Genomic DNA, 19,606 nt, shown 5'->3' with positions numbered 1-19,606 from the left:
TTTATCGGCCCAATGCTGCTTTGCTTTGGGGAAGGCGTTTGTCATCAATGAACAATTTTTAAATTCCGAGTGTCTAAACGGTGTTGCGCGAACTTCATCACGTTTTAGTCGCCCCCTTTTCCGAGCATTTATGCTATTTTAGCTGCGGCTTAAGGTCGAAGCTGCAGCGGCTTCTTCCATGCTAGATGTCGACATTTTTTATTTCGGCAGGGTTTTATTTCAACATCATTGGGGATTTCCTATGAGCAAAGCAAAAATCGGTATTGTGACGGTAAGCGATCGCGCCAGCGCGGGGATTTATGAAGATATCTCAGGCAAGGCTATTATCGACACGCTCAACGACTACCTCACCAGCGAGTGGGAGCCGATTTATCAAGTGATCCCCGATGAGCAGGATGTGATTGAAGCGACGCTGATCAAAATGGCCGACGAGCAGGACTGCTGTTTGATTGTCACCACGGGCGGCACTGGACCTGCGAAACGCGATGTTACCCCTGAAGCCACAGAAGCCGTATGCGATCGCATGATGCCTGGCTTTGGCGAGTTGATGCGTGCTGAATCCTTAAAGTTTGTACCGACAGCCATTTTATCGCGCCAAACCGCAGGCTTACGGGGTGATTCGTTGATCGTGAATTTACCCGGCAAGCCAAAATCGATTCGCGAATGTTTAGATGCCGTGTTCCCCGCCATTCCGTACTGTATCGACTTGATGGAAGGCCCGTATTTAGAGTGCAATGAGTCGGTTATCAAGCCATTCAGGCCTAAGGCTAAGTAATCTTGCTATCGAGCCTGTAAAACAATAAAGCCACTGAAAATTCAGTGGCTTTATTGTTTGAGGAGCTTAGGATTCATAACTGATTAATCTGTTGCTTTAGCTCGTACTCTGGCTCTGTCACTATTTTTTCAAGCACTTGTACTCGCTCAATTAGTGCTTGGTTTTGTAGGCTGAGTTGAGTCACTTTGTCCTCAAGGTGCCTATCGTCTGCGGTGCCCACTCCAAGTTGGCGCGCCTTTAGATAGTGTTTAAACATTTCAGTGGCGCTGAGGCCAATAATGAAGCTGACCATAATCACCATTAAGACAAATTCGTTTTCCATAACAAACTCCAGTAGCTATTGAGGTTTTCAACTTGGGAGCGACTTAGTTATCGCTCCTCAAGTTTGTCGTCCCCAAGTTTATCAATTGAAGCGCCCTATAAACCGAAGATCACTTTTTCACTCTTGAGCGACCTTTCCATGCCAAAGGCGAGCAATACCGCAATGGCGAGTGTGCCTAAGGTCGAAACCAGTAACTGCAACATGGGCAAGTCTTTACCTTTGATAAAGTCCATTAATGCCTGTTGCTGACCCGAGACGGGCAACCACTGCAGCATATCTGGCGCTATGTTGTAACTGGCGGCCATCGACAGGGCTAAGGGTACAAACAGCACCATAGTCAGATAGGATTGAGCTTCCTTAAAGGTTTTCGCCATAAAAGACACAAAAAGTTGCAGACAAGCGGCCATCAAAGCGACGGGGATGCCGACCACTAACATCAGCAGCATAAATTCTGTGGTGATGTTGACGCTAAAGCCTAATTCCTGCCATGGCACGAAGGCGTAGGCGATTTTAGACACCAGCAAGATCAGCACTAAACCGAGCAGAGCGAACAAGCTCACCGCAATAATTTTTGACAGTACTAATTGGCGAGTGGTCAGAGGATGGCTCAGTAGCAGGGCCAAGGAGTTACGTTCGCGCTCACCGGCACTGGTGTCGATAGCTAGGTTCATCCCCGAGATAAATACCGAGTAAATCATAGTAAAAATAGCGATACCTAAGATCATCCCACCCTTAGAGTCTGTGGTGGCTTTGTCTTGCACATTCACCTTGAGTGGCTGCACCACGCGCGGGTCGATACCGCGGGCGATTAAACGTAAACTGCCCATTTCAGCGCTGTAGGCCTGCAGTTGCTTCTCGAGTCTGCGAATCGAGTTCTGCAGTTTCTCCTCAGAGTTATCGGCCACGATAGTGATTTCGGCGCTTTTGCCTTGGTTCATCTGCGCGGCATAGTCGGTGCTGATGATCAGTTCTATTGCTTTAAGGTCTTTGGCGTCAGAGCCATCGGCTGCACTTTGAGTGATGCCTTTATTCGATAAAAATCTTACTAAATCCGGTGCTTTATCGGGATTTTTAATGGTGATTTTCAAATCATCGGGGCTGGTTAATTGGCCAATTAACACCATAAATAGGCCGCACATGATCAGCGGCGTGCCTATGGCGTAGTAGAGACCCGCCATCACAGAGCGCTTATCGCGGGCGGCATCGATGAGTTCTTTACGAACCATAGCGATTATTTTATTCATGCTGTCATTCCCTTATCCATGATCTTATCTATCTGAGCTTGTACATCATTGATGCTGCCTGCATTCTTGTTAGTTTGAGTCATCATGCCGCTATCCCTTCATCCGTGCCGATAAGTTGAATAAAGGCTTCTTCGAGCGAGTCTTTGCCCGTTTGAATGCAAAGCTCAGTTGGGCTGCCAATGGCGACGACTCTGCCTTGGGCCATGACGATCACTTGGTCACACAGCGCGGCGACTTCCTGCATCACATGGCTCGAGAACAGCACGCAATGCCCTTGATTTTTAAGGTCGACCAGAATGTCACGCAGCAGGCGAGTACTCATCACATCCAGCCCACGGGTCGGCTCGTCGAGGATAATATTGCTTGGGCTGTGGACTATGGCCTGTGCGAGGGCGGTTTTCATTCTTTGCCCTTGGGAAAAGCCTTTGCAGCGGCGATCGCTAATGTCCTCGAGGCGCAATTTCGCAATCACTTGGCTGGTGGCCTCCTTGGCATCCTTGGATGATAAGCCGCTTAGCTCGGCAAAATAGCGAATGTATTCCCGTGGCGTTAAGCGTTCGTACAGACCAAAAGGATCGGGGAATAAGCCGAGTTGCTGTTTAGCGCCAATAGGGTCGATGGCGACATCTATGCCTTCGATTTCAGCCTTGCCGTTATCGGGTTTCAGCAGGCCAAAGATAGTACGTAAACAGGTCGTTTTACCTGCCCCGTTCGGGCCGAGTAGTCCTGTGATTTGGCCGTTTTGTGCGACGAAACTTAAGTCATTCAGCGCCTGCACGTCACCGATGCGCTTGGAAAGATGGGATACTTTAATCATGGCTTATTCCTTAGCTCCAGTGCTGGTGTGGTCATCTGTTGTGGTGGTTTTTGTGCTGGTCGCATTAAGCGGTTCCACCGAGCTTGCATTTAAATAAAAGCTGCGGCGCACATCTTTGTTTAAACATTCGCCGTCGAGATCGTTGACTGAGCCCGAGCGGACAAGATCGGCGATAAGGTTATTGGCGCAGGATTGATAGGCCACGCCGTGGGTCGCGTAGGGCGCGATAAAGTGTTTGGCATTGGTGAGTTTTTCCATCGCTAACTCGCCCCAGCTTGGTGGGGTGGCGGGGTCGATTTCGCCGGATAACAACAAGGTCGGAATGTTACTGTTAATGGGCTCGCTAAAGCTGTTATCGACTGCAGGGACTTTCCATACTGAACAAGTTGCCTCTAAGCCTTCGAGCATGGTTCTGCCCATAAAGGATTTTTTGGCCTGCTCGCGCATGGTTGGGGTAATGCGGTGCATATCTTCGCCACAGACCACAGAGGCGTGCATGCCCATCGCCATGCCGGCATTGTCTAGGGTGAGGGCATATAAGCCGAGTATGGGTTGGAAGTTGTTTTTCGATGCTTGATGAATCGCATGGGGCAAGAGGGCGCGCACATTGGCTTGATAGAGTGCCATGCGGATCGAGCCTGAGAATTTACCGCGCGTCATGGTCAACATGGTTTTTTCGCCCGTGACGGGATCGTAAACGTTTTCCATCACAGGGCCTGTGGCGAGCTTAGCGTCGACTCGCTCAAAGTCCGCTTTTAACTCGGGGAATTGACTGTTACAGGCGGCGGTTGCTTGGCAATCCTTAAACAATAAGTCGAAGCCACGATCAATCGCAGAGCCAATTTCTAATACGCTTTGCTGCATGGGCACTATGCCGTCTAAGGTCACTGTGGCTAAGTGCTCTGGATATAAACGCATGTAAAGTTGCGCCATGCGAGTGCCGTAGGAGATGCCGTAAATATGCAGTTTTTTGTAGCCTAAGTGCGCACGTACGGCTTCGAAGTCTCTGATCGCATTGAGGCTACCGTATTGAGTCACGTCGGCATCAATTTTGGCTAAGCATTTTTGCGTTTCGGCTAAGGTATCGACATTATCGTCATCGAAGGACAGTGGAGATTGAGCCCCTTCATCGCAGGCCAGCACATTCGAACGGCCTGTGCCCCTTTGATCGATCAGTAAAATATCCCGCTGTTGGCGGACTTTGCTCAGCATGGCATCGAAACCCGCGGCATTGTCTATGGCCGATTGTCCTGGACCGCCAGCAATGGCGAGTAAGGCTTCTTCATGGTTGACGTTTTTCACCGCGGGCAATACGACGTAATGCACTTGGATCTGTTTGCCATCGGGTTTGTTAGGATTTTCTGGCACAGTCACAAAACCGCAGTTTAGGCGATCGGATACGCCTTCCACATAACAAGTGTCGGTGTTATTCGCTATATCAGCCGCCGCTTGTGTCTGTTGGCTTTTCACATCACTCGCCCACGTCGCCGTACTTGCCATCGCCAGCATAAGTGCGCTCATGCTTAACATGCGCCATATGGCATTAGCGCCATGCCGTGGCCGAGTTGGCGAAGGGCGTTGAGCGGTTTTGCTTAACTTCCTGTGTGTCATGCTATCTATCATGCGCGCTTTCCTTTTTGCATTTCAGGACGAGTGTGTTAATTTAACTACCAGTGTATCGGTGTATCAATGTATTAATACAGTGTGTAGAGGCTAATGTTAGAACTTTTAAATGTCAACCCCAGTAGTGGTGAACCAATTTACAAGCAATTACACGAACAAGTCGTGCGTTTAATTGTGGGCGGTCAGCTACAAGTGGATGATGTCTTGCCCTCTGTGCGCCAGATTGCCGAGTATCTTGCGGTGAATCCTATGACTGTCTCCCGCGCGATTCAGCAGCTTGTCGATCAGGGGTGGCTCGAACGCCGCCGCGGCCAAGCGACAAAAGTCGCGCTGCGCACTGAGACTATGGCATCGGGGGCGAGCATGCTCGAACCCCAACTCGATGCTTTGTTGTCGCAGGCTAAACAGTTAGGCGTCAGCCTGCCCGAGTTAATGCAATTGATAAATGAACGCTGGCAAGACTAGCGTTAACCTACTGTCACTTATCGATAAAATAGAATAAAAAAGGATGATATTCGATGGACCAAGCGTGCACACCAATACTTGAATTTAGCCAAGTGAATAAAGTCTTTCGCGGTAAAGGCGCAGGTGAAAAGTGGGCGCTTAAGGATTTATCGTTAACCTTGTCCGCGGGCATGGTGGTCGGGTTATTAGGGCAAAATGGGGCGGGTAAATCGACCCTAATGCGCTGCGCTTTGGGTGTGCTCATGCCGGATTCAGGCAGTATTGTTACCTTAGGCGAAACGCCCGAAAACTTAACTTCAAAGGCAAAGGAGCGCTTAGGTTATGTGCCGCAGCAACCTTTTGGTTATGAAGGTTTTACCATTGAACGGGCTCTCGATTTACACCGCAGTTTTTATCCCAATTGGGACATGCAATTAGAGCAAGATTGGCTAGTACGGTTCGAGCTAGATGTGACTCAACAGGTGCAACGTTTATCTGTGGGGCAAAGGCAATCGCTAGCCTTGATTATGGCGATGGCCTATCGCCCTGAACTGTTGATCCTCGATGAGCCCGTCGCCAGTCTCGACCCGATTGTACGGCGTAAATTTATGGTCGATTTGTTCGATCTCGCCCTCGAATCGGGTTCCGCTGTACTGTTTTCGTCCCATATCACTTCAGATATCGAGCGGGTTGCCAGTCATGTGGCGCTGATTAAACAGGGCGAATTAGTGCTGTTTAAAGAAATCGATGCCCTACGGGAACAAGTGCGTTTACTCACTCTCGCGCCCGAAACGGTTTTGCCTGAGTCGGTCACTGTGTTGAGTCGTGTCGGTGATTCAGTGCTGGTGGATTTAGGTGAGCACAGCGCGTCAATATCAGGTGTGTTAAAGAATGAGGCCTTAAACTTGGAGCAGCTGTTTATGGAGCTACACAGATGAGTGCGGCGCACCATAAGCAGATACAAGTCGCGAAGGGCAAAAGAACGAGTCAGCGAATGAATCCTTTCAAGGGCATGCTGCGCTTTTGGTGTTTTGATATCGGCAGTGTGAGCTTTTTAGGTACAGCTATACTGGGGGTGATCTTAGCTTGTATCGCCGCGGTTTATGGTAAAAATGACAGTGCTGAATTGTTGTTTTCTATGGGGATTATATCAAGCTCGGCGGCGGTTGCATGGCAACTTATACGTCTGATGGCGAATGAATGCGCACAGTTAATTCCCCATTATCGTCGCCATATCTACATTCAAAGTGTCACTGTTTTAGCTAGCGTTTTTGGCATAGGTGTCTTGTTCTGTTGGGCTGTAGGTTTGACGGCTAGCCTAGCGAGCTTAGTGCTGGCTTTGGTGATGAGTTTAACTTTTATTTGGCTTTGTTTACTCAGTACTCAGTGGTTTTATGCTTCGTTTTTACTTTTTGTCTTAATGCCGTTTATCCCATTGATTGCAGAGCACATTCCTCTTTGGCTAAGTGCGATTGCCCTGCTGATTTTAGGTATGCTGATTGCGCGTGCATGCGGTGTTTTACCTTGGCGTGCTGAGGCGAGGACGGTATATCTCAATGGTCTCGAAATGGGCTGGTTTTGGCTGCCGAATCTGCAATCCATGCGTATCTTGAGTCGCTTCGAGCGTTATTTGCATCCCACCAATTTTTTTATTGGCCCTATGTTGACGATTTTACTGCTGCTATTGCCCGTAGTCTGCTTAGTGCTTGGGCTGTTGTCGCATCAATTTCATTTGAATATCCCTGTATTATTGTTTTTGGCGCAGTTCAGCGTGATTAGTTGTTCGTTGGTGCATTGGAGCAGAGTGCAACGCTCGCGCTCGACAGAAACCTTATTGTTGATGCCAGGGTTTGATGGTCGAAAAGGACTCATAGCGGCATTTTGCCTTGGACAGCAAAGACTCCTGAATGTGGTCGTCGGCATTATGTTGGTGTGTAGTCTGCTGTTGGGCTGGCTCAATGGTGATCTGAATATGCAGTTAGTGGGTCATCTCGTGTTGAGTACTTACTGGGCCTGCGCCTTGACGTTAGGTTTTGGCTGTATGTGTCGCCGAGTTTTGCATATCACGCTCACTATGATGGTCGTCGCGGGGCATTCCCTGTGGGTGTCCATCAGCCTTACGTCTTTACGTGATGGCGGCAATTTAACTAATTGGTTGCTATGGGAGCTACTCTTAATACTGCTGGGGCAAGCGGTACTGATTTGGGGCAAGAAAACCCTCTGGAAGGGCGATGTTATGAGAGCATGTTGACGTTCCGAGATTAAATTTTGTTCGCTCTGGCAAGTAAGTGAAACTAAGAGTGGTACGCCGCTAAAGCCTATTTACAGCGTGATTTGGGCGACATTTGCACAACATTAGAGCAAAAACTCTTAGTTTTTATTTGGCCTTCAGGTAGAATGCTGCAAAAGCGGTACACTTGTAAGCTAAAAAGGTGAGTCTCTTATGTCTCTCGATCAATATCATGTTATTCGACTACTACAGCAGCAGAGCGAGTCTTTAAAAGACGCAGTAGCGCTGGAAGGTTTTGAAATGGCCGCTCCTTGGTATCAGGTGAGTTGGCAAGCCTTCGACCAAATCAGCAGTAAAATTGCACAAGTGTTGATCGAACTTGGCGTACAAGTGCAAGACCGTTGCGTTATTCTGGCGCAAAACTGCCCGCAGTGGACTTGTGCCGATGTCGGCACTCTCAAAACTCGCGCCGTTGTAGTGCCAATTTATCCCACCAGTACCGTCGAACAGGCGAGCTTTATCGTTAACGACGCCACCGCTAAAGTGATTTTTGTTGACGATGCTAAGCAATACGCTATGGCGTGTGAGCTGCAAGCCTTATGCCCAAGCTTAGAGCATGTGATTGTATTCGATGCCAGCGTGGCACTCGCTGCCGATAAGGCCAATCAGCATTGGCATCTAGATACCCTACTGGCGGGTGACACTCAGTTAAACATTGAGCAAGAAGCCGAGCTTAATCAGCGTTTACACGCTGCAAATCTTGATGATTTACTGACCTTAATTTATACCTCCGGCACGACGGGCGATCCTAAGGGCGTGATGCTGGATTACCGTAATATGGCGTCTACCATACGCCAGCACGATCAAAAATTGGCCTTCCATTCTGGCGATGTGTCTTTGGCATTTTTGCCATTGAGCCATGTATTTGAGCGCAGTTGGAGTTTCTACGTCTTGTGCCGTGGCGGCCATAACGTCTATCTGCAAAATACCCAAAGAGTGAAAGAGGCGATTAGCGCCGTGCGTCCACATACCTTGTGTGTGGTGCCGCGTTTCCTCGAAAAAGTGTATAGCGCCGTACAAGATAAAGTCGCCAAATCAGCCGACGGTCGTAAGAAGTTGTTTGCTTGGGCGATGCGCGTTGGCCAACGTCAGTTCGAAGTAGGCCAAGGTCGTGCTAAGGGCGGATTGTGGTTGTCGCTGCAATGGCGTTTGGCGCACAAGCTAGTGTATAGCAAGCTGCAAGCCGTGCTCGGTGGCCGTTTGAAGTTTATGCCTTGCGGTGGCGCAGCCTTAGATGTGAATGTCGGTAGTTTTTTCCATGCGATTAATATTCCAGTACTTTGTGGATACGGTATGACAGAAACTAACGCGACTGTGACCTGCAATACCTTAGGTAATCGAGTGCCGGGTTCCAATGGACAACCTTTGCTGGAAACCGAAATTAAGCTAGGTAAGGACGATGAGATTTTAGTCCGCGGCGCGACTGTGATGCGCGGCTATTACAATCGTCCTGAAGATACCGCCGCTGCGTTTGAAGATGGTTGGTTAAAAACCGGCGATGCAGGGCGTTTCGATGCGAACGGCAATTTATTTATTACCGATCGTATTAAAGAATTGATGAAGACCTCCAACGGTAAATATATCGCGCCGCAAAGGGTTGAAGGCGCCGTGGGCTGTTGTCCTTTTATCGAGCAAGTGGCGATTATTGCCGATGCGCGTAATTATGTGACCGCCTTGATTGTGCCAGCGTTTGAGTCACTGGAAGCGTGGGCGAAGGACAAAGGGCTGAAGTATGAGTCACCTTTAGAATTGCTGCGCCATAGTCATGTGGTTGAACATTTTGAACAGCGCTTAAAGCAGTTACAGCATGAGTTGGCCGGTTTTGAACAGATTAAAAAGTTCACTCTGTTGCCTGAAGCGTTTTCGATGGAAGCGGGTTTAATCACCCCAACGCTCAAGCTGCGCCGCAAGATGATTTACCATAAATACGCCCATGAAATAAATGCTATGTACAACAACTAATTGTTAAGTTGTTGTTGCTAAAGGCCGCAGAAGCGGCCTTTTTTTTATCTACTACTTCCTGAAGTGCTTTTCTTCGCTTAAAATTCGCCCCGTTTACTGGTGCGCATGAGGCGCGAGGCGTCGGTATAAAAGGTGTAGTTAAATGGAACTTTCGATTCGTAGTTTATTCACTGCAGTGAGTGCGGTGTTGTTATCTTCTTTAACTGTCATTCCTGCAGCTGACGCTGAGGATTACGACAAAATCGTCCATGGCCCAGTGGACTTACCTAACGGGCAATGGCTCAATTTCTATCAAAAAGATCATAAAGTGTGGGGCGAAATGCTCTATGGCGATGCGCCCGGCGTGCGTCTTGATGATTATGGTTCTGCTGAAGTGGTTGCGGTTTTTTACCTCGATTTTGATAAAGGTGGCACCAAAGAAGTGGTTGTCATGCTGAAAGATGCCGATGGTCAGCATTTACGGGGCTATGGTTTTGAAGGGGATGATCTCACAAAACTCCCCCGTCTACAGGTTGTGCTCGATGAAGTGGCACCAACCTTAACCTCGTTTACCGTGGGTAGCGTTCGTAAAGTGTTAAGCCAAATTCCGCCGCAACAATACCGTATGACCTATGATGTTGACGCGATTGAAGATCCCACCATTAAAGCGGTTGTCGATGGTTCTACTAAGCTCAAGCCGACCTTAGTGGGTTATCGTAATTCCGAAGGTTCACCCGTCGATGTGAAGACAGCCGTCGAATATAAATTACGTTATCCACTCACTCGCAAAGATAAAGATGCCCAAGGGATTGAGCGCCAATATAGCTTAGTGACCACCTTTGATCGCAGTGGATATAGTGAAGAAGATGGCAGTTTTGTGTTGGTGAGCGTGGCCTTTGAGGCCGATGACTTTGATTGGCTTAAAAGTGGTGGTGCCGTGATCCCTAAAACTGGCCCATCCTACGATTTTATGAGTATGAGCATGGCGAGTACTTGGGCAGGGCTTGCCAGTGAAAGTCATTATGCCCAAGGCGTGCTTGATGGCCCATATGCGGCCTACGATGGTCGCAATGGTAGCGTGGTTTACTCTGGTAACTACAAACAGGGCAAAAAAGTCGGTAAGTGGATGGAGACAGAGAACCAAGCCATTTATTGGGAAGGCGAATATCTTGACGGTAAAAAGCAAGGTAAATGGATTGCACAGTCGATGTTCGATGAGGCCGATAGCTTTGGTTTTGCCCATTACAATCAGGATGTGCTCGACGGCCCCTACGAAGTCTATGAGCCCGATTATGACTCCAGTGCAGAAGGCGATAAGCGATTAGTGGCAAAAGGCATTTATCTCAATGGCGTAAAAGATGGCGAGTGGCTTGAGGCTGATGGTAGCAAAGGCCAGTATCAAAAGGGTGTGAAGCAAGGCGCTTGGGTCGATAAAGTGACGAGCGGACATTTCCGTGATCAAGTAGGTGAAGGCGCCTATCTTGCAGGAAAACGCACTGGCCCTTGGGTATTTAAAGCCGAAGATGGGACTCGTACCGAAGTGAACTATGTCAATGGCTTACGTCAAGGAGAGTCTAAATCATTCGACAAAAATAATCTGATGTTTAATACCCGTCATTATGAGCAGGGTCGCCTTAATGGTCAGAGTATTTGGTATTCAAGTCCGAATGTCGTGGTGGATATCGCTAACTACCGCCAAGGAGAGTTGGATGGTCAGCAAATGCGCTTTAATCCCCAGAACGGTGAGCTGACTGAACTAACGAGTTATAAATTCAATGAAGCGGTGACGCTTAAGCCTTCGCACGATGAATGTATTATGCGTGAGAATCCCTACTCAGATGATTGTGAAGGGGTGATTAATGGTAAAAATGAAGCAATTTCATCGATAAAACACGGTGAGCAGCGCGAATATCATAGCAGCGGCTCCTTGTATAAATTGGCTTATTACACCAATGGCGCTGTAGATAAAGAATATCAGTTTGATTCCAATGGCCGTTTATTAAATTTAAAAACGTACAAAGCGGGTAAGGAATACGGCCCAAGTATCAGTTATTCCACTGATGGTGGTTACTCACTCTCCCGATATGGTCACCAAGTGAATAACCGTGTCTCTGGCCCCCATTACAGTTTCTATCCCAATGGGCAATTAAGAAGCCTGTGGAACTACTGCCAGCAAGAAGGCGAAACCTGGAACGGTGAACCTTATTTCTGGGATAACGCCATTGCGCGCTGCGGTATACAGCGCGAGTACTTTGATAATGGTGCCGTGAGTTGTATTGAAGACCTCGATAGCAATTATGCCGTGGATAAAGTGTGTTACGACATGAATGGCAAGATAGCGAATGAAATGCTGCGTATCGATGAACAGCATGTGGTACACAAGCGCTACATTAACGGTGTCATCTATTCCGAAGAGCCGGGTTTTGCCGATTACTCACATATCACTAAGGGCCGTAAGATTTATCACTTAGAGAACCCAAAAACTCATGGAGTGTATAAGTCTTATAAAAATGGCAAGTTAGAATACGAGAAAATGTATGATATGGGTAAGGCTGGATGCCTTAAAAAGTACGATGCTAACGGCAAGCAAACCCCAGAAACGGCGAGTTGTCAGTTTTAAAATGCTAGGTTTGGGCTAGTGGCTAGAACCTGTTTGGCTTAGGATAATGGATGAGTTTGGTGGTTGGTTTAATTACGTTAATCACCACGCTCTTCCATTCATAAAATAATAAAAAGGAAGTTTGCATGTCAGCCACAGAATACAGTCTCGAAATCAATCCAAGATTTACTGAAACCGACGGCCTAGGTCATATCAACAACACTGTTATCCCCGTATGGTGCGAAGCGGCGCGCACGCCAATCTTTGAGATTTTTAATCCCGAGTTAGATTTACATCAGTGGAATCTTATCGTGGCGGGGTTTACCGTGGCATTTATCGCGCCGACTTACTATGGCAAGAGTGTCACAGTAAAAACCTATGTCAGCCGTATCGGTAATAGCAGCTTCGAGCTGACCCAAACCTGTTGGCAAGCGGGTAACAAGACCGCCGAAGTGAAAACCACACTCGTACATTACGATTACAGCAGTGAAAAAAGCCGCCCGATTCCTGAAGATATCCGCGAAATGCTCGCTAATCTGAATGGTGAAGGTGCTTAGTCTGTTTACTCTTTCGGTCAGCGTAATTGCAATTGCGCTGCTGAAGGGTTAATTTGTCGACCCGTTAACCGTGATGCAGATCACTTGTCTGTATCGCTTAATTTTTATCGGTTCGGATTAACCATGAGATTCTATTTTACCCGCATGCGATCGAAGGACATTTGTCCACCAAGACAGCCACTTAAAAAGATTGTGTGGTCATGGATTGGGGCTTTCTGTGGCATTTACTTGGTCGCGAGTCTCGCAAATTATATGAGTGAAAACCTCGTCGACACTATGTTTGTCATTGGCTCGTTCGGCGCGTCGGCTGTGCTAGTGTACGGTGCACCGCTGGCGGAGTTTTCTCAGCCGCGTAACTTGATTGGTGGCAGTGTGTTATCGGCCTTAATTGGGGTCGCAGTGTACCAAGTGTGTGGCGATTATGTGGTGCTGGCGAGCGCCTTAGCGGTATCCCTGTCTATCGCATTCATGTACCTGACTCGCACTCTTCATCCTCCGGGCGGCGCAACGGCATTGATTGCCGTGATTGGCGGTGAAAACGTGCATCAACTCGGCTTTCTTTACGCGTTAATGCCAGTGTTCCTCGGCTCAGTATTACTCTTACTGGTCGCGCTGGTGGTCAATAACCTCTCCACCGATCCCAAGCGCCATTACCCTGTTTATTGGATTTAGCGAACTCGTTCTTAAATCTGCCTATTTTAAAAACTTCTGCACATACCAGCAGCTGGCTTGGATAGTAAAGTCTTGGCTTTTGGCCCACTTTAAGCCGTGGCGCACTAAGCGTTCGGCAAGGCCTTTACCGCGCAGTTCGTTGGGGACAAAGGTGCGGCTAAAATCGATATCCTTGCCTGATAATTGGTATTCCAACACGGCTTCATAGCCATCGACAGGGATAATAAAACGCTGTTTATCCTGTTGATGTTCAATGGCTATCTCGATATTTTCGTTATCTGACATACATGCTTCCCTCAAGGAGTGGCTTAAAGTGTGCTGGCAATTCGTTATTGATTTGAATAGCTTAAGCGATTTCGTGCTGTTTGAGAATCGCCAGCAGTTCTGCCGGTAACTCGGCTTTTTTACCCGTTTTAAAGTTAAACATCACCGCGACTGAAGTGCCTAAGGTGGTTACTGCCTGCTGCTGTTTACTAAAAGCCTGATAATGCATGGTAAATCTATCGCTGTGAATATCGCTAATGCTGACACTTACCAATAAAGTATCGGGGAAAGTCACTGGGCGTTTATAGCGAGCCTGATTTTCGCTGATTACGGGGCCAATGCCGGATTTATACAGGGTATCTAGCGGGAAGAGGCGATTGAAAAAGTCGATACGTGCCGTTTCAAAATAGCGGAAATACACCACATTATTTACGTGTTGTAGGGCATCCATTTCACCCCATGCAACGGGGATTTCTGTGACTATGGGGTGTTGGGTGAAAAACTTTTCCATTGCCTGTTCTTGTACACCTTCTTGCAGCTGTTCTTGTTTAAATCCCATGATAAAAATCCCAAGTTAAAACGCTCGTTTAAGCGGCCAGACTAGCAGCATAAGATTGCTGCGACAAGTCTTGGCCTAAGCTGATACTGTGGCTGATAATGGCAAGCAATGCAGATATGAGTAATGTCTTTAAAGGGTTAGGTTGAGCTATGTATATTGGACAAGCGGCAAAGCAAACAGGGCTGTCGATAAAAGCGATTCGCTTGTATGAGGCGTGGGGGCTTATTGACACTCCCGCACGTCAGGGGCGTTATCGTATTTATAGTGCGGCGGATATTAGGCTGTTGTTGCTGATCAAAGAGGCCAAAGCCCTCGGCATTAAGCTTATCCAACTAAAAGATTTACTCGAACAAGGCGATAAGCATGCTCAGTTAGCCACAGTGCAGACTTTTTTGTTGGGTATTAAAGCGGATTTTTTACGCCAGATAAGTGAGTTAGAACATAAAGTCACTCAGTTAGATGCCTGTATTGATGGGCTCACCTCCTGTGAGTCGCAGCTGTTACCTTAGGTCTTGACTCTCCCCTTAGGGGCAGAGTTTATGCTATTTGTCACATTGACTGTTATGGAGTTTCATCGTGGCAAAAAAGATTTTAGTGATCTGTGGTAATCCTAAGGCGCAGAGTTTTTGTGAGCATCTGGCTGAAACCTATGCCCAAGCGGCGGCAGATAAACACTCAGTGAGAATCGTCAAACTAGCTGAGCTGAATTTTGACCCGAATCTGAGCTATGGTTATCGTCAACCTCAGCCACTCGAAGCCGATTTGCTAGCGTTTCAAGCGAATATCCAGTGGGCGGAGCATGTGGTGATTATCACACCGATTTGGTGGGGCGGTATTCCTGCTAAGTTTAAAGGCTTAATCGATAGGACATTTTTATCTGGGTTTGCATTTCAATATGAGAAAGGTAAATTGATACCCGCTAAGTTGCTGCGCCATAAAACCTCGCGAATTATCATGACTATGGACACGCCGCCTTGGTATTACAAGTGGTTTCAAGGCGCTCCCGCGCTCAAACAGCTTGATACCGCCACCTTAGTATTTAGTGGTTTTAAGCGGGCTAAGTCCAATATGTTGGGGCCAGTGATGAGTGCTAAGGAGCCGCAATTGCAACAATGGCGAGCGTTGGTGCAGCGGCTTGGGAATTTAGGTTTATAGAATCTAGCGAGATAAGGAGTGGGTGTGATTAAACAAGTAGGCAATATTATTATTCAGCCAAAACACAGAGCGTCCTGCCATTGTGGTGCCGTGGTATTGGAGTTGTCATTGCCTAATGGCATCGAAAATCCACGCCGTTGCGATTGCTCTATCTGTCGCCGTAAGGGCGCAATGGTTGGCTCTGTGCCGCTGGCGGGGATTAAGATCCTCAAGGGTGAGGATGCGCTGAAACTCTATGAATTCAATACCAAAACTGCCAAACACTACTTCTGCTCTATCTGCGGTATTTACACCCATCACCAGCGGCGTTCCAATCCCCATGAGTATGGTTACAACATTGGTTGCCTCGAAGGGGTTAACCCATTCGATCTCGAAAATGTTCTCACGAATGATGGTGTTAACCATCCTGCGGATCGTTAGACTATGAACATAGGTCAGTTTGCTGCACTCACTGGACTGTCGGCGCATACGCTCAGGTATTACGAGAAAATTGGCCTACTGCAGTCTGTTGTGCGAAATGGCAGCGGGCATCGTGATTATGCGGCGAAAGAAGCGGAATGGATTGGGTTTATCAATCGCTTAAAAGAAACGGGCATGCCGTTAAAGCAGATATTGACCTATGCCGAGCTGCGTGCCCAAGGCGATGTAACCGCTGGCCAGCGACAGCAGTTGCTCGAGCAACATGCAACACAATTGGCTGAGCGTATTCGCCAAGAGCAGGAGCATTTGGCTGCTCTTAAGCAAAAAATTCACTATTACCAAACTCATTTTTAGTGGCTAAGCTCAGTCGCTAACATTTGTGGTTAAATGCTAAAAAGCTAATATTATTTACTTTTCTATTTGCTTGCTTGTGCCTCTAGCCAGCGAGTTAAGTAGAGGGGCAGTCTTACTGATCCGCATTGCCTGTGTCATGCATCAATGAACCATTGACTTAGAGTTAACTCTAAGGTTTAGGCTGCTTGCTGTGATTTAATCCAGCAGGAGCTAAAAATGAGTAATCAAAGATATGTGCAGGGCCTCGCTAAACTGACTGAAATCGACGGTGAGGCGGGGGAGAAAGTCATCCGCAGTCTTGCCGATATTTGCCCTGACTTAGGCAAGTACATTATCGAATATCCTTTTGGGGATATTTATCAGCGTGAAGGGCTCGACCTTAAGACGCGGGAGCTAGTGACAGTTGCCGCACTCACGGCGCTAGGGCATTGCCAGCCACAGTTAAACGTACATATTAATGGCGCATTGAATGTGGGTTGTACGCCGCAGGAAATTGTTGAGGTGATATTGCAAATGTCGGTTTATGCTGGCTTTCCTGCTGCACTTAATGGCATGTTTGTCGCTAAAACCGTATTTTCTGAGCGGGAGTTAAGCGTCGTTTAGTTAGTCCTGAGTCAGGTTTATCGATTTGCAAGAGTGACCATAAGGCCGCTTTGATTTCCTCTCTCAAGTTCATTTTAGTTGGATTTAAACGGGCGATGGGGTGTTGCAGAGCTTTCATTCGACTCTAAACAGAACGTTCGACTTTGGCTAGAGATAGCCAAAGTGACCAATATACCGAGATTGAGTGGCACAGTTGCCATCACTGTGCTTTGCACATTACAGTGGCAAATGTTGCCCGTCTTACTATTTCAATGGAATGTAAAATAATAATGAATTTAATCGGTTACATTGGGTCAGCTCGCCAATACTTGCGAAAGCTCAGCTTACCATCACTGAGTGACATCCGTTTAGGTTTGGGCAAGTTCTGGCGCTGTCTTATCCTAGGGGTTGCTAAGTTATCCTTTGCGCAAAAGCTGTATCTTATTGCTTTGATATTGGCTTTTAGTAGCGAGTTAATGGGGTTGGTCGCTGTGATTGCCGTAATCGCTATGGCCATCGAGTTTTGGCCTGTGTTCGAGCGGGTTTGGCACAGTTTGGCGGGCAAAGCTGTGTTGTTGCTGTTTTATGCGATGATTGCCAACTTTGCTTTGGGCTGGTCTGGCGCGATAGTTAACGAAGTGGTTGGGGTATCAGCAAGCGATCTCAATTACACCCATAACTTAGCGATTTTACTCTATATGCCCGCTTGGTTTTTGATGGTAAGCGCGATCGTGCTGCTGGCATTACAGTTGATTATTCCTATCTATTTAATATTGATCTTTTTGCTTAAACCTTTAGGTGTCAAATCGTTACGGCTTACCTCGCATACTTCATTCCGTAAAACGACTTTTTTGATCCGTATCGTGCTAGCGACTGTGGTTTTGTATCACTTGAGCCTGTTAATTGATTTAGAGACGCGCATTGAAACCTCATTTGGCAACTTTATTACCTCTCCCCAAGAAGCCGCTAAGCATGCGCCTCGCGAGCCTAAATCGGGACGGTTGCCGGATGCGACCGATGTGCTGACGGTACCGATTGTAGAGCTAACTCAGACTGCTCTTGACTCTGAAAGCGATAAATCGAGCAAGGCTGAGAATAGTAATGATGACGGCGAGCTGGAAGAGGAAGAGCGCAAAAAGGCCTACGCCTCGGTGCGAACTCAATATCAGTACTTAGTGCGGCAATGGCTAGCTACGTTCGCATTTTCACTTGAAGCCAATGGCCGCTCGCGTTGTAAAAAGCCTGCCGAGTCGAATGTGATTGAATTAAATGATTACGAGATTTTGTTGATCACACCCGATAAGAATGCGGATTATGGTTATCGTTTTGAGGTGGAAAAATGTATCTCGGCCGCGTTTCCGTTGGCGGTGAAGGGCAATTGAGTCAATTAATAAAAAAGCGACCACAAGGTCGCTTTCGTTTTATCGGCTAAATCAGCTTGAGCTGACTATCGTGTTATTCAACCATCACGTTATTCAACAATCGCATTATTCAATCAGTAGCTCATCGAAGCTGCTGATTTTGCGGAACTCGCCAGTGCGTTGCTTGCTGTCGCGAACCATTTGGCAGGTCATCATGCCCGCAGCGTCGGCAGCCTTTAATTCTTCAATAACATCAGACACAAACAGCACTTGTTTGGGGCTTAAGCTGATAGTGTTGAGGATATTGCAGTAAGCCTGCTTATCTAATTTGTTGCCCGTGCGGGTGTCGAAATGGCCGTTAAACATTTCAGTTAAATCGCCGCCGTCACTGTGGCTGAACAACAGTTTTTGCGCGTCGACAGAGCCGGATGAAAAACTGTAAATACGCAGATTTTGTGCGCTAAAACGTTTCACCGCTTCAATAAAATCCGGGAAGATATGGCCCTTAAATTCGCCATGGGCATAGCCTTGCTTCCAAATTAACCCTTGTAAGGTTTTAAGTGGCGTAGCTTTACGGTCTTCGTTGACCCATTGTTGCAGTATCTCAGTTACACGCGCTAAGTCAGCCTCAGGCTCTAGGGCGATATCTTTAGTGTCACAAATACAGTTTTCAACCAATACATTGTGTTGGTTCTGTTCTAAAAAGTCTGGCAAGGCTTTGACAGAATAGGGGAATAGTACATCTTGGATAAAGTTTAGGTCTGTCGTGGTGCCTGCTGTGTCTACGACTATGGCTCTGATACCCATAATGTTTTGATACTCCACAATATGTTGGCTAAAAAATGCAACTCCGATCCTAAGCGTTATTGGTGAAATTGGCTAGTCTATTTCACCCAAACACATGGGCAAATTGTGGGTGATATCACTAAGCGATAAGATTGAAATTTGATTAATCTAGTAATTTTAAAAGCTTATCCACTGATTATCCGAGAAAACACTAACTTGATACTGGATTTCATCTCGTTTATTGCGCACAAGTTTGTGGTAGACATAAGACTATGGTCTTAATAGCTAAGGGAAATTTAGGCTGCTATTGTAGTTAAAGTCTCTTTACTCCTTTATACCTTGCATGCTGTGGTTTTCGGGAGACGAGACAGCATATTTCACCTGCGAATAGAGAGACCTTACATGAAATATTTACCCGCACTTGGCTTTGGTATCCTATTAGCCTTATTGAGTTTTATCAGTTTCTCATTGGTCGCCAGCGCAGGTTATATGTTGGACATGTTGAGTGCGGTGCCTCACATCTCGCATAACAGTGTGGAGTATCTTTTATTGGCGGCTCATGATGCGAGTTTGCTGATATTGCTTGCAGGTTTAGTGCTTTATGCTTACCACAGGATCTTTCCTAAACTTCCCTTCGATTGGTTTACCGCTGTGCTTATCCAAATGCCGCTTGGCTTGGCGGTACTGGTATTAGATGGTTTTACTTTAAACCTGTTTTCATTCAAAGGTTTTGCACTAACGCTGACCACTTTAGCCGCTTCATTTGGGGTGTTAAGCCTCTTTTGGTTGCTTCAACGTAGAGCTAAGCGCTTCGAGGCGAGGTTGAGTAAATAAGCAGAAT

At 47.1% G+C, this 19,606-nt stretch carries 22 protein-coding genes; 15 read left to right on the top strand and 7 right to left on the bottom strand.

Going from position 1 to position 19,606, the window contains the following annotated elements:
• The first annotated feature begins 241 nt into the window (after positions 1-241).
• The gene (gene mog, locus L5M37_RS16435) at positions 242-775 is read left to right on the top strand and encodes a molybdopterin adenylyltransferase (RefSeq protein ID WP_106648670.1); all 534 of its coding nucleotides are present in this window, start codon (positions 242-244) and stop codon (positions 773-775) included.
• A gap of 73 nt (positions 776-848) precedes the next feature.
• On the opposite strand, the gene L5M37_RS16430 is transcribed toward mog, so the two are convergent.
• The 4 genes from L5M37_RS16430 to L5M37_RS16415 all read right to left on the bottom strand — a co-directional run bounded on the left by L5M37_RS16430 (position 849) and on the right by L5M37_RS16415 (position 4,781).
• Positions 849-1,097, bottom strand: coding sequence for a hypothetical protein (locus L5M37_RS16430; RefSeq protein ID WP_263201256.1), 249 nt, complete (start codon positions 1,095-1,097; stop codon positions 849-851).
• A gap of 95 nt (positions 1,098-1,192) precedes the next feature.
• Positions 1,193-2,341: an ABC transporter permease gene (locus L5M37_RS16425; RefSeq protein WP_263201254.1), complete on the bottom strand. Its 1,149-nt coding sequence runs from the start codon at positions 2,339-2,341 to the stop codon at positions 1,193-1,195.
• A gap of 82 nt (positions 2,342-2,423) precedes the next feature.
• Complete coding sequence (locus L5M37_RS16420; RefSeq protein ID WP_263201252.1) at positions 2,424-3,158, bottom strand: ATP-binding cassette domain-containing protein; 735 nt, start codon at positions 3,156-3,158, stop codon at positions 2,424-2,426.
• 3 nt (positions 3,159-3,161) lie between these two features.
• Complete coding sequence (locus L5M37_RS16415) at positions 3,162-4,781, bottom strand: alpha/beta hydrolase (RefSeq protein ID WP_263201250.1); 1,620 nt, start codon at positions 4,779-4,781, stop codon at positions 3,162-3,164.
• A 93-nt stretch (positions 4,782-4,874) separates the two neighbouring features.
• Here L5M37_RS16415 and L5M37_RS16410 point away from each other — a divergent pair, with 93 nt between their 5' ends.
• The 7 genes from L5M37_RS16410 to L5M37_RS16380 all read left to right on the top strand — a co-directional run bounded on the left by L5M37_RS16410 (position 4,875) and on the right by L5M37_RS16380 (position 13,284).
• A complete protein-coding gene (locus L5M37_RS16410) occupies positions 4,875-5,246 on the top strand; it encodes a GntR family transcriptional regulator (RefSeq protein WP_006084836.1) in 372 nt (123 codons plus the stop codon).
• 53 nt (positions 5,247-5,299) lie between these two features.
• The gene (locus L5M37_RS16405) at positions 5,300-6,163 is read left to right on the top strand and encodes an ABC transporter ATP-binding protein (protein ID WP_263201247.1); all 864 of its coding nucleotides are present in this window, start codon (positions 5,300-5,302) and stop codon (positions 6,161-6,163) included.
• Positions 6,160-7,476, top strand: coding sequence for a VIT1/CCC1 transporter family protein (locus tag L5M37_RS16400; protein WP_263201245.1), 1,317 nt, complete (start codon positions 6,160-6,162; stop codon positions 7,474-7,476). Before L5M37_RS16405 ends, L5M37_RS16400 begins: the two co-directional genes overlap by 4 nt.
• A 192-nt stretch (positions 7,477-7,668) precedes the next feature.
• On the top strand, positions 7,669-9,477 hold the full coding sequence (locus tag L5M37_RS16395; RefSeq protein WP_263201244.1) for an AMP-dependent synthetase/ligase: 1,809 nt from the start codon (positions 7,669-7,671) through the stop codon (positions 9,475-9,477).
• 142 nt (positions 9,478-9,619) lie between these two features.
• Positions 9,620-12,076 carry a toxin-antitoxin system YwqK family antitoxin gene (locus tag L5M37_RS16390; RefSeq protein WP_263201242.1) on the top strand — a complete coding sequence of 819 codons (2,457 nt, stop codon included), beginning with the start codon at positions 9,620-9,622 and terminating at the stop codon, positions 12,074-12,076.
• Positions 12,077-12,201: 125 nt separating this feature from the next.
• Positions 12,202-12,612: an acyl-CoA thioesterase gene (locus L5M37_RS16385; protein WP_219235799.1), complete on the top strand. Its 411-nt coding sequence runs from the start codon at positions 12,202-12,204 to the stop codon at positions 12,610-12,612.
• Positions 12,613-12,735: 123 nt separating this feature from the next.
• Positions 12,736-13,284, top strand: coding sequence for an HPP family protein (locus tag L5M37_RS16380; protein WP_105250927.1), 549 nt, complete (start codon positions 12,736-12,738; stop codon positions 13,282-13,284).
• A gap of 21 nt (positions 13,285-13,305) precedes the next feature.
• Here the strand turns inward: L5M37_RS16380 and L5M37_RS16375 are convergent, their stop codons facing one another.
• A complete protein-coding gene (locus L5M37_RS16375; RefSeq protein WP_263201240.1) occupies positions 13,306-13,569 on the bottom strand; it encodes a GNAT family N-acetyltransferase in 264 nt (87 codons plus the stop codon).
• A gap of 61 nt (positions 13,570-13,630) precedes the next feature.
• Entirely contained in the window at positions 13,631-14,059 is a 429-nt protein-coding gene (locus L5M37_RS16370) for an acyl-CoA thioesterase (protein ID WP_263201266.1), read from the bottom strand.
• A gap of 197 nt (positions 14,060-14,256) precedes the next feature.
• On the opposite strand from L5M37_RS16370, the gene L5M37_RS16365 reads away from it, so the two are divergent.
• The 6 genes from L5M37_RS16365 to L5M37_RS16340 all read left to right on the top strand — a co-directional run bounded on the left by L5M37_RS16365 (position 14,257) and on the right by L5M37_RS16340 (position 18,000).
• Positions 14,257-14,616: a MerR family transcriptional regulator gene (locus L5M37_RS16365; RefSeq protein ID WP_263201239.1), complete on the top strand. Its 360-nt coding sequence runs from the start codon at positions 14,257-14,259 to the stop codon at positions 14,614-14,616.
• 67 nt (positions 14,617-14,683) lie between these two features.
• Positions 14,684-15,262, top strand: a complete 579-nt coding sequence (locus L5M37_RS16360; protein ID WP_263201237.1) for an NAD(P)H-dependent oxidoreductase — start codon at positions 14,684-14,686, stop codon at positions 15,260-15,262.
• Between the two features lie 24 nt (positions 15,263-15,286).
• Positions 15,287-15,682 carry a GFA family protein gene (locus tag L5M37_RS16355; protein ID WP_263201234.1) on the top strand — a complete coding sequence of 132 codons (396 nt, stop codon included), beginning with the start codon at positions 15,287-15,289 and terminating at the stop codon, positions 15,680-15,682.
• A 3-nt stretch (positions 15,683-15,685) separates the two neighbouring features.
• Positions 15,686-16,036 (top strand): MerR family transcriptional regulator, encoded by a 351-nt coding sequence (locus L5M37_RS16350; RefSeq protein WP_263169376.1) that lies wholly within the window; start codon positions 15,686-15,688, stop codon positions 16,034-16,036.
• Positions 16,037-16,252: 216 nt separating this feature from the next.
• Entirely contained in the window at positions 16,253-16,639 is a 387-nt protein-coding gene (locus L5M37_RS16345; RefSeq protein ID WP_263142254.1) for a carboxymuconolactone decarboxylase family protein, read from the top strand.
• Between the two features lie 269 nt (positions 16,640-16,908).
• Complete coding sequence (locus L5M37_RS16340; RefSeq protein WP_263169374.1) at positions 16,909-18,000, top strand: hypothetical protein; 1,092 nt, start codon at positions 16,909-16,911, stop codon at positions 17,998-18,000.
• 105 nt (positions 18,001-18,105) lie between these two features.
• On the opposite strand, the gene mtnC is transcribed toward L5M37_RS16340, so the two are convergent.
• Positions 18,106-18,786, bottom strand: a complete 681-nt coding sequence (gene mtnC / locus L5M37_RS16335) for an acireductone synthase (RefSeq protein WP_220774041.1) — start codon at positions 18,784-18,786, stop codon at positions 18,106-18,108.
• Positions 18,787-19,167: 381 nt separating this feature from the next.
• Here mtnC and L5M37_RS16330 point away from each other — a divergent pair, with 381 nt between their 5' ends.
• Positions 19,168-19,599, top strand: coding sequence for a hypothetical protein (locus L5M37_RS16330; RefSeq protein ID WP_113941233.1), 432 nt, complete (start codon positions 19,168-19,170; stop codon positions 19,597-19,599).
• The last annotated feature ends 7 nt before the right edge of the window (positions 19,600-19,606 follow it).

Source organism: Shewanella sp. SM69, assembly GCF_025653985.1.
Lineage (GTDB): Bacteria > Pseudomonadota > Gammaproteobacteria > Enterobacterales > Shewanellaceae > Shewanella > Shewanella oncorhynchi.
Note: the sequence above shows the minus strand (reverse complement) of the source record. Positions and strands in the feature narration are given on the sequence as shown.

Coding starts and splice junctions, on each gene's coding strand:
- mtnC (WP_220774041.1), bottom strand. CDS start 18,786: ATGGGTATCAGAGCCATAGTCGTAGACACAGCAGGCACCACGACAGAC.
- L5M37_RS16385 (WP_219235799.1), top strand. CDS start 12,202: ATGTCAGCCACAGAATACAGTCTCGAAATCAATCCAAGATTTACTGAA.
- mog (WP_106648670.1), top strand. CDS start 242: ATGAGCAAAGCAAAAATCGGTATTGTGACGGTAAGCGATCGCGCCAGC.
- L5M37_RS16370 (WP_263201266.1), bottom strand. CDS start 14,059: ATGGAAAAGTTTTTCACCCAACACCCCATAGTCACAGAAATCCCCGTT.
- L5M37_RS16395 (WP_263201244.1), top strand. CDS start 7,669: ATGTCTCTCGATCAATATCATGTTATTCGACTACTACAGCAGCAGAGC.
- L5M37_RS16350 (WP_263169376.1), top strand. CDS start 15,686: ATGAACATAGGTCAGTTTGCTGCACTCACTGGACTGTCGGCGCATACG.
- L5M37_RS16375 (WP_263201240.1), bottom strand. CDS start 13,569: ATGTCAGATAACGAAAATATCGAGATAGCCATTGAACATCAACAGGAT.
- L5M37_RS16345 (WP_263142254.1), top strand. CDS start 16,253: ATGAGTAATCAAAGATATGTGCAGGGCCTCGCTAAACTGACTGAAATC.
- L5M37_RS16390 (WP_263201242.1), top strand. CDS start 9,620: ATGGAACTTTCGATTCGTAGTTTATTCACTGCAGTGAGTGCGGTGTTG.
- L5M37_RS16365 (WP_263201239.1), top strand. CDS start 14,257: ATGTATATTGGACAAGCGGCAAAGCAAACAGGGCTGTCGATAAAAGCG.
- L5M37_RS16340 (WP_263169374.1), top strand. CDS start 16,909: ATGAATTTAATCGGTTACATTGGGTCAGCTCGCCAATACTTGCGAAAG.
- L5M37_RS16330 (WP_113941233.1), top strand. CDS start 19,168: ATGAAATATTTACCCGCACTTGGCTTTGGTATCCTATTAGCCTTATTG.
- L5M37_RS16420 (WP_263201252.1), bottom strand. CDS start 3,158: ATGATTAAAGTATCCCATCTTTCCAAGCGCATCGGTGACGTGCAGGCG.
- L5M37_RS16410 (WP_006084836.1), top strand. CDS start 4,875: ATGTTAGAACTTTTAAATGTCAACCCCAGTAGTGGTGAACCAATTTAC.
- L5M37_RS16400 (WP_263201245.1), top strand. CDS start 6,160: ATGAGTGCGGCGCACCATAAGCAGATACAAGTCGCGAAGGGCAAAAGA.
- L5M37_RS16430 (WP_263201256.1), bottom strand. CDS start 1,097: ATGGAAAACGAATTTGTCTTAATGGTGATTATGGTCAGCTTCATTATT.
- L5M37_RS16425 (WP_263201254.1), bottom strand. CDS start 2,341: ATGAATAAAATAATCGCTATGGTTCGTAAAGAACTCATCGATGCCGCC.
- L5M37_RS16415 (WP_263201250.1), bottom strand. CDS start 4,781: ATGATAGATAGCATGACACACAGGAAGTTAAGCAAAACCGCTCAACGC.
- L5M37_RS16405 (WP_263201247.1), top strand. CDS start 5,300: ATGGACCAAGCGTGCACACCAATACTTGAATTTAGCCAAGTGAATAAA.
- L5M37_RS16380 (WP_105250927.1), top strand. CDS start 12,736: ATGAGATTCTATTTTACCCGCATGCGATCGAAGGACATTTGTCCACCA.